The following is an 8,412-nucleotide window of genomic DNA, read 5'->3' as shown; positions in this document are numbered from 1 at the left end:
GCCGTGTGGCAGACCGAATTCCGGACCGCCTGCCACACCTTATGGCTGACCGAGAATCGGGCCGTGCTCACCCGGATGAGCGCCGAACCGGATTTTCTGCTGAACTCGGGCAGCTTGATTATCGGGCTGGACGGACAGCTTAGAAGCGGGCACCGCAAGCTGATCAAGGATGTATTAACCGGCTCGAGGTCGATTGGGCAGGTCATTGTATGGTGCGACGGCGACAAGTCCGGGCTGGACATCGCAAGAAGCGTGCGCGCCCTGCTGCCGCCTGCGTCTCCGGCGCGGGTGAAATGGATTGGGCCGGCTGCCGGGGACCGCCGGGGCGAACACCCGCGCTCCCGCCTTTTCCGCACATGGGAGTCCTATGAGGCGGCCGCGCTTGCCGGACTGGACCGGAATGAGGCAGGTGAGCAGGAAGCGGAAATGGGGGACAGGGACATTTGGAACATGTGGATGGAGCTTTGATTTCTATCTTTGGCGGCGGGGTGCCCGAGCATCTCCGCAAGGAATCGCTGCGGGATCTTGTCAAGCTTGCGGGGGTGCTGACCGAGCTGCGGGAATACTTCGAAGAACCGCTGAAAGTGCTGGAGATTCTGAAAATGCTGAACCTGATCCAGCAGGAGGCGCTCGGGCTGGACGAGCCGCTGGAGGACGCGGACGCGCTCTTTTACCGGTTCAGGAACCGCTATGGTTACGAGCCGGGAATTCCGATGGAGCGCCTGCTGAATGTGCTGCAGAAATATAACTGGATCATCCGCAGCAAGCGGAGACTTACAATGATGGATGTCGGCAAACGGATGATGGATATGCTGATCCGTCTGGCGAATGATTCGCTGGCCTATTATATGCAGGACGACGTGGCCCGCTCGCTGTTTCAGGCAAGACGGGATGCGGATCTCAGCGAGGCTTACGACGACAAGGGGATTTCCGGGGGTAACCGGCTGGCCAGCATGATCCGCAATGTGATGGATGCCGTGGACAAACTGAAAGAGCGGCAGCTTGAGCTGCTCGCCGACCGGAACGCGCTGCCGCAAATCCGGATTATTGTGGATCTGATGCAGGAGCTGAACGCGCGGATGAACGAGCGGCTGGACAAATTCACCACCTTCGAGGAAGGGGCTTCCTTTGCGCCCTTGCTCAAAAAAGGCACGGAAATTATGTTTGAAGGAACGCAGGTGTCTTTGGGAACACTGAATAAATTTCTGGGCTTCGCCCACTTGCAGCAGACCGAGGTCCGGTCCGAGATTTCCCCGCAGGCCATCCGCCAGTTTATTATCCGCTCCTTCTACAAAACCGCCGATTCCGAGCTGCCGAATGCCCATGAGATATTGAGCTTTCTGGAGCAGGACCGCGTACCCGGAGAGCGTCTGGACGGCATGTGGGTGCCCGTTCAGTTCGCCTCTCCCGTGTCCAACCTCCAACTGGCCGCGACCGTAAGCTATCTGGAGAACTATGTGCCTTCCACCGAGCCGATCCGGGAGCGTCTGGAGCCGGAATATGCGGAGGCGGAAGAATGGACCGAGGAGGAGCTTGGCGCTCATTTGGCGCAGATCGAGTGGCAGTTGACCAAAGCCCGAATCCGGACAGACGAGGCGGAGCGGATTCTGCTGGAGCGGGATTGCGTCGGTCTGGAGCAGCTTGTGCTAGAGGCGGGCTCGGAGCGCTGGAGCGATGCCTTGAACGCGCTGCTGGCCGTCTCCGCTCTGGTTGGCGGGCAGCGGGCGGCGATTGAACGGGGAGAAGACCCGACCCCGGATTTGCGGGCAGACGGCCCACAGGCCGAATGGCAGCTTGTGAACGAAGGAGGAGATCGGCATGTCGTTAGAAGAACCGGAGAGCTTGCACAGCAATCTGCCGCTGGGGGCGATGGAGCGGCTGTCCGCGGTGCTCAGCCCCGATGAGGAATATGCATTTGTGCAGATTATGTTCTCGTCGTCGGCTGCGGTCCGCAGCGGCAGCTTCGGCCTGTCCCGGCGCGAGGTGATGAAGATACTGAAGCTGGATCAGGGGGATGAGCAGGGATTTGCTTCTTTTGTGAAGAGGGTGAATCAATCGGTTGCCCGCTACTACAGGCTGATCTACGATGAGCGCAGAGACCGGGCGGTCGTGCTCATTCATGTGCCGGCCAGACAGGCGAGGGAGCTGCTGTCCTCCGAAAGTCTGGCGCTGCTGATGTTTATTTTTTACCATCAGGAGGTGCTGCAGAACGATTTCACCCTGTTCACCCAGCTGCTGGAGGCGTTCGGGCATGAATCGCTGGATGTAAGGCGGAAAATCCTGGCGAACCTGGATACGCTGATCAAGCTGGGCGCCGTGTCCCGTTATGAGAATCCGTCGAGTGAGGAAGCCTATGCGCTGACCTCGATCGGGGCGCGGCTGTTCTCGGATTCCTATCTGAAGCGGTTCGCGGAATTCAGCCATTCCCAGCAACTGAATATGGACGATGTGCTGAAGTTCTTTAAACGTTACAATCTGGAAGCAGGTGAGGGATATTGAACCCCTGGGCGCTGGAATTTAGCGGCATCCGCGACTTCCCGGATACGAGGCTGGAATGGGGCGGCCCGGAAGACCATGTGCTGATCGGCGGGCCGAACGGCTCGGGCAAATCAACGATTACCTTCTGCCTTGGAGCGGTGCTGGCTTCCGCCAAAGTGGATTTGGAAGGGCTGCGTTCCCGCAATCTGCCGCCGGACCGTGTATGGCAGGCCACGATTCAGCTTGTATTCGCCAACATCGGAACAAGTCCCGTCGACGCGGCCGCATACATCGGGTTCCGGCTGAATCTGGAGCAGAAGCCCGGCGATCCCTTGCGGAAGGAGTATTTTATATGCGAGGGCGACGAGCCGTGGAGTTGGACCAGGGAGACCCGCTATACGCCGGGAGACGGAACCAACCATCTCCATGAGTACCGGCATCAGCTCCAGCATAAATACAAAGTGGACCCGGATGCCTTTTACCTGATCTGGTATCAGCAGGATGTGAACCAGTTCGCTGTGATGCGTCCCGAGGAGCGCTTCCGTATTTTCAGCGAGATGACCGGCATCGAGCGGATGCAGCACAACTGGGAAAAGGTCAAGGAGGAACGCAAAGACGCCCAGTCGGCGCTCCAGACGGCGGAGAGCAACCAGCATTCGCACAGGCTGAACCTGGGCAACTGGCAGCAGGAGCGGGACCGGCTGGTCAGCCGGAACGAGCGGCGCAGGCTTGGCCTTGAGAGCGTACTAACCGCTTCGGCTGCCCTTGAGCGGCTGTACGGCAGGGAGCAGGAGCTGCTGAAGGAGCAGGCGGATGAGCTTGAAGTGCGTCATCAGGATGAGCTTGACCGCCGGATGAAGCTGGAGGAAGAGCATCAAGCTTACCTGAAGGAGCTGGAGGAAAGAACAAGGCGAATGGGAGAGCTGAACCGGAAGCTTGAGGAGGCGGAAGGCGAAGCAGCGAAGGAGCGCGCCTTGCGCGGGCAATGTAATGACGAGTACCGGCAGCTTGAAGATACGCTCCGGGAGCTGGATAGACAGATTCGGGCGATACCCTGCTCCAAGGGCGAGGTGGAAGAACGGCTCGCGCAGGACCGGGGGAAGCTGCGGGAGACCGAAGTGAAAGGCCGGGAGACGGAGGAGACCTACAAGGAGGCGCAGACGCATCTGGACTGGCTGGCTACGGAAATCGGCAAGCTGGAGTATGCTCTGGAGGAAGACTTCCGGAGGCTGGGCGACGCCAAGAAAATGCTGGCCCAATACGGGGGAAGCGCAGCCCTCGAGCAGGAAGCGGAGAGTCTGGAAAGCAAGCGGTCTTCCCTGCGGGACAGCGGGCGTGAACTGGAGCGGAGCATCCGGTCGCTTGAGGATGAGCTGGAGGCGCTGACCACGGGAAGCGGGATGTACAGCTTGAGGCAGGAAGCGTCGATCCGCCGTCTGCGCGGCCAGGGAGTGGCGGTCTATACCCTCCGCGATCTGCTGGAGCTGGATGAGCATATTCCGCTGGAGCGGGAGGATCAGCTTGAGGCCGTCAAATATACGCTGTTCGTGGATGCGAGGGGCTTCGCGGCTCCGACGGATGTGTACCATGTGGAGCTGCCGACAGTTGTTCCGGAACGAACGGCGGATGAGCTGCCTTTCCTTGGCCTCCGGGTGAAAAAGGATCTCGACGACCCCACCTACGCCGCCGCTCAAAAAGCGCTGTGGTGGGTTGGTGCGCTGGTGTCCGGCTCCGATTCTTCGAGAGCCCGCCTGAGGAATGGTCAGCTTGTTGATTCTCTGGGCCGGAGAGGCCCGCAGGAGGACAAGCGGTGGATTCTTAACCCTCGGGGCATCAAGCTGCGGGCGAAGCGCGCCGGCGAAGAGCTGGAGAAGCTGCAGCTTCAGCTTGGGATCGTCCGCCGCGATCTTGCGGAATGCGAGGAACGGCTGAATCTTATACGCTCGGTGCTGCAGCTTGTTAAAGAGGCGGAGATCGTCGTGGGCGCCGTCGCCGAGCGGGATTTGCGCGGGCGCGAGCTGGAGCGGAAGACCGGCGAGCAGAGGAAATGGGCGGAAGTCCGGGACGGCGCGGCGCAGGAGCGGCAGAGGCTGAACCGGGAGGCGGCGGAGCTTGCGGTCCGGATCGATACCTTTGAAGGCTACCGGCAAATCTATGACCGGGCCGACCGGGAAAGCGAGAACATCGAGCGGTTCAGACAGCTTGCCCTGGAGCTGGAAGCCTCCGCAGAACGGCTGCAAGGGCTGGAGAGAGCGCTTCAGGACCTGCTTGCGGAAAGCGACCGGCTGGACCGTTCGCTGGAATCGGCGAAGCGGCGGATCAGGGAGAAGCACCAGTATATCGAAGAGTCAAAGAAGACGCTGGAGGCGCTGGGCCGGGAGAAACAGGAGCTTTGGGAACGGCTGGAGGTCGCCGAGGAGAACCGCGCTGCGGAGCGGCAGTTTTTCAGCGATTGGACCGATCGCCTGCGAGCGGTGTACGCCGGACTTCTTGAGGAGTCCCCGGATTTTCCGCCTGCGCCGGACTGGAATCCGGCCCAGGCCAAGTCGCATAAGGAAGGCGCGCTGGTTCAATTAAATCAGGCGCTGGGCGAGCTTGTCGACGAGAACGCGCTGGAGAATTACGAGAAGGTCAAAGCGGAGTTTGAACGGGGCGAGCGCGAGGTGCAGGACGCCCGCATGCTGCTCCGCCAGCTGGAGGAAAGTCTCGCCGAGCTGGAGGATAAGCTGGTCAGCACGACCAATTATGAAATCAAGCGGGTGGGCAGCCGGTTTGTCCGCTACATGGACCAGTTCTCGTTTGACGGCGAAGTGAGCTGGGATATGCAGGAGATGAAGCAGGGCAATATCAAGTATTACCTGAACATCAAAGCCCGAAAGCAGGGACACCGCGGCCCGCTGGAGGAAGTTGGCATGAAGGGCCGGGGAGGACGCGTCGGCAAAGGGGTGTCGGGAGGCGAGGAATCGCTCAGCTCGCTTCTGTTCGCTCTCGCGCTGCTGAAGACGATCCAGGCGGAGCCGGGATACATTGTGCTGGACGAGTTCGACAGCGCCCTGGACGAAGGGAGAAAATCCAAAGTATTTGAGCTATACGAGCAGGAATTGTCCAGAAAGATGATTATTTTGTCTCCGAAATCCCATGAACCGGATTACTTGCGGCATTTTAACGAGGCGTTTGTCGTGTATCATGATGCGAGAGTTCCGAAAAGCGCAGTGATCAGAATGAAGAGAAAAGTTGAGAATAAGGTTTGAAAAAGCTTGAAGTTAACGCTCGGGATGGGGAATCCTGGGCGTTTTTTGTTGACTTCCGATGCGGATTGGGCTACTATAGCCATTGTTACTGAATTAGTAATTTAGTAAATTAGTAAATAGGTGATATTAAAATGCATTAAGGGACAGGGGAACGAAGACATGAAAATACCGACAACGCTAAAGCATAAACCGGTTATTGTATCCGAGAATTACGAGAACGTCGATGGCAGATACGCGAATCAATCGGACACGAAGGGCTTATCGCTCGGGTTGGCCCAGTGGAACGACCGGGGGAAGGTCGATATTTCCGCCAAGGTGTGGCGGCATACGGGAGAGAAATGGTCGAGACAATCGGAGGAGCTGCCGCTTCATCGGGTGCTTGACCTTGCCATCCTGGTGACCCGAAGCATGGTTCATTTCCGGGAGGCTTACCGCTACGAGAATCTGTATGATCCGGAGAATCCGGTGATTGATCGTGTGGGCCTTCAGGGGGACGCGATGACCGTATCCGTATGCACGGACAATGACAAAATCAACCAAGACATCAAGCTGTTCAGCCAGGCGCTGAGCGATGACAGCGAGCTGATCGGCGAGCGTCTGGGCACGCTGTCCCGAATTTTGAAGGAAATGGGCTACTAAAGTATTCAAGAGATCCGATTGAAGACCAGGGAGGAAGAATGATGTCCATGGATAAGCAAAAGAAGAAAGAGCTTGCGTCGGCTTATGTCCAATCGTTTCGGCCGATGGGCGTTTACCAGATTCGAAATGTGAAGAACGGCAAAATCCTGGTGCTGGGCAGCATGGATCTGACCGGCGCCAGAAACCGGCTTGAATTCATGCGGCAGTCCAATTTAAACAACATCCACGAACTGAAGCAGGACTGGAATGAATACGGCGGGGACAGCTTCGTCTTTGAGGAGCTGGATCAAATCAAGCCGCGCGAAGAGATTTTGAATGACAGATCCGAACTAAATGAGTATCAGGAAGAAGTAGATGCGCTTCTTGAGCTGTGGATCGAGAAGCTCCAGCCCTTTGGAGACAAGGGGTACAACAAGCCGAAGCGGAGGAAGTAAATAGGGATGGATACACTGAAACGGATGCCGGGTATCTCTCGCCTGTATGGATAGGCGGAAGATCTTGTTCCGCAACCGATGAAGCATCCGAGCTAACTGGAATTTCTCCCGTTAATCTTGCGGAAGGCAGATGCATTGGGTTCACTAACTGGAATTTCTCCTGTTAATTAGCGGGATATCTGATGATTACGGCAAAAACGGTAGATTTAGGGTGATGAAATCCCATTAATTGCTCGAAAAGCGGTTTTTCGCCGAAATTAGCTGGATGAAATCCCGTTAGCCGACCGGCCCCTTGCTTCGAAATAAACCGGAGAATTCGGAGACTGCCGGGAAAGCAGCTTTCTCGGCAGTCTGAGGATTCCGGATTATGCGGTTGCTTGCAAATGATCGTCCGTCGACGGATGGTTTGTCGCCTGGAGAACGGACGCGAAAGTCCACACAGTAAGACTTCGGGCTACTTACCCTTCCGTCTCAAGTGTCCGGCCTTCAAGCGGCTGAACCGGGCGATTATCATGCGGGAACAGGGTACGGAACGCGCCGATTTGCGCCTCGGACCATTCCACGGGCTGCTGAAGGACGATCCACTGCACCCCTTCGGTGCATGGCGGCGTAGTCAGCGAGCCGTGATAGCGGTAAGAGTGAAGATCTCCCGGCAGCAGCGCCTTCAGGTCGAACTTTCCGTCAATCGCCACTGCTTCCTCACTCTCTTCCCGGGGCAGCTGTGACCACAGCTTGTTCAATTCCGCGTTCTCCGCGCCGCCGTTAATCAGGATACCGAGCACCGCAATTTCCCCGTCCGCAGTCTTGTGAACGAAATGCAATTCCATTTCGTTATGCTTGCCACCCACTTCATGCTCGCTTGGCAAATGAAAGTGGAACTGCTTCAACGTGTAGGACTTTCCCTCTAGTACGATGTGGTTGTTCTCCCCTGACACATTGACCTGTATCGTATGTCCGTTGTTGACGAGAGACACCTCCGATGGCGAATAATCAACCTCCACCGGGGAGAGATGACTGTCCTTCTTCACATCGGGGGCCTCAATATCGATGGGAGATTGTTCCTTCCCCAGCTCACAGGTCTCGAAATCCTCTTCGAGCTCGCCCCAATGTTCAGGGGAGGTGTCTCCCTCATACGACCAGTGAGCCTTGGCGGCGGCCGGGGCGGCTGGCGCGGGTGAACTCTTCTCCGTGTTCTGCAAGGCTTGCTCCTTCTCCGCGCAGCCTGCCAGCAGACCCGTTACCAGCCCGCAGACCAGCAGCAGCCGGGAATACGGTTTCAGTAAACTCATTTCCATTCCTTCTTCCAGATTATGTATTTATAAAACTTTAATCATTTTACTTTATGGAAAAAACAGGTACAAGGGCGTACAGTCCCATTTCGAGTGACCGTCTTTTCCGGCATCGGATGGAGCCACAGCTCCGGTTTCATATTTATGCAGAGAAGCGGAAACGCCTGACGGCGTCCTTGGCGGATGCAAGTACGTTCCTTGTAGAAATATAAGGTCATCCATAAGCGTGAAACTTGCAGATTCCTATATTTCTAATAAGAACGGCCTTCAAAGTCATGGCATTGACTTTGAAGGCCGCTCTTCAATGATGTCTCTATTACA

The 8,412-nt window shown here is 57.0% G+C and carries 6 protein-coding genes and 1 pseudogene; 6 read left to right on the top strand and 1 reads right to left on the bottom strand.

All coding sequences use genetic code 11. The features are described from left to right. The 6 genes and pseudogenes from L692_RS33095 to L692_RS0121515 form a co-directional block, all read left to right on the top strand. Positions 1-468, top strand: a pseudogene (locus L692_RS33095) (Toprim sub domain-containing protein); the annotation flags it as partial. Continuing rightward, positions 453-1,904: a hypothetical protein gene (locus L692_RS0121535; RefSeq protein WP_232238840.1), complete on the top strand. Its 1,452-nt coding sequence runs from the start codon at positions 453-455 to the stop codon at positions 1,902-1,904. The pseudogene L692_RS33095 and the gene L692_RS0121535, both read left to right, overlap by 16 nt. Beyond that, positions 1,819-2,499, top strand: coding sequence for a hypothetical protein (locus L692_RS0121530; RefSeq protein ID WP_025702078.1), 681 nt, complete (start codon positions 1,819-1,821; stop codon positions 2,497-2,499). Before L692_RS0121535 ends, L692_RS0121530 begins: the two co-directional genes overlap by 86 nt. After that, positions 2,496-5,729, top strand: a complete 3,234-nt coding sequence (locus L692_RS0121525) for a coiled-coil domain-containing protein (protein WP_025702077.1) — start codon at positions 2,496-2,498, stop codon at positions 5,727-5,729. The genes L692_RS0121530 and L692_RS0121525 overlap by 4 nt, the downstream gene beginning before the upstream one ends. Before the next feature lie 159 nt (positions 5,730-5,888). Continuing rightward, entirely contained in the window at positions 5,889-6,368 is a 480-nt protein-coding gene (locus tag L692_RS0121520) for a DUF6530 family protein (RefSeq protein WP_025702076.1), read from the top strand. Positions 6,369-6,415: 47 nt separating this feature from the next. Then, positions 6,416-6,802: a GIY-YIG nuclease family protein gene (locus L692_RS0121515; protein WP_232238839.1), complete on the top strand. Its 387-nt coding sequence runs from the start codon at positions 6,416-6,418 to the stop codon at positions 6,800-6,802. A gap of 458 nt (positions 6,803-7,260) precedes the next feature. Here L692_RS0121515 and L692_RS0121510 read toward each other — a convergent pair whose 3' ends face one another. Next, the gene (locus L692_RS0121510; RefSeq protein WP_051503555.1) at positions 7,261-8,091 is read right to left on the bottom strand and encodes a carbonic anhydrase; all 831 of its coding nucleotides are present in this window, start codon (positions 8,089-8,091) and stop codon (positions 7,261-7,263) included. Between the last annotated feature and the right edge of the window lie 321 nt (positions 8,092-8,412).

The sequence above is a fragment of the Paenibacillus forsythiae T98 genome (genome assembly GCF_000520735.1).
GTDB classification, from domain to species: Bacteria; Bacillota; Bacilli; order Paenibacillales; family Paenibacillaceae; genus Paenibacillus_AQ; species Paenibacillus_AQ forsythiae.
The sequence above is the reverse complement of the archived record's forward strand: the minus strand, read 5'-3'. Positions and strand labels throughout refer to the sequence as shown.

Excerpts from the sequence above, each read along its gene's own strand:
- L692_RS0121510 (WP_051503555.1), bottom strand. The coding sequence starts at position 8,091 with ATGAGTTTACTGAAACCGTATTCCCGGCTGCTGCTGGTCTGCGGGCTG.
- L692_RS0121530 (WP_025702078.1), top strand. The coding sequence starts at position 1,819 with ATGTCGTTAGAAGAACCGGAGAGCTTGCACAGCAATCTGCCGCTGGGG.
- L692_RS0121520 (WP_025702076.1), top strand. The coding sequence starts at position 5,889 with ATGAAAATACCGACAACGCTAAAGCATAAACCGGTTATTGTATCCGAG.
- L692_RS0121515 (WP_232238839.1), top strand. The coding sequence starts at position 6,416 with ATGGATAAGCAAAAGAAGAAAGAGCTTGCGTCGGCTTATGTCCAATCG.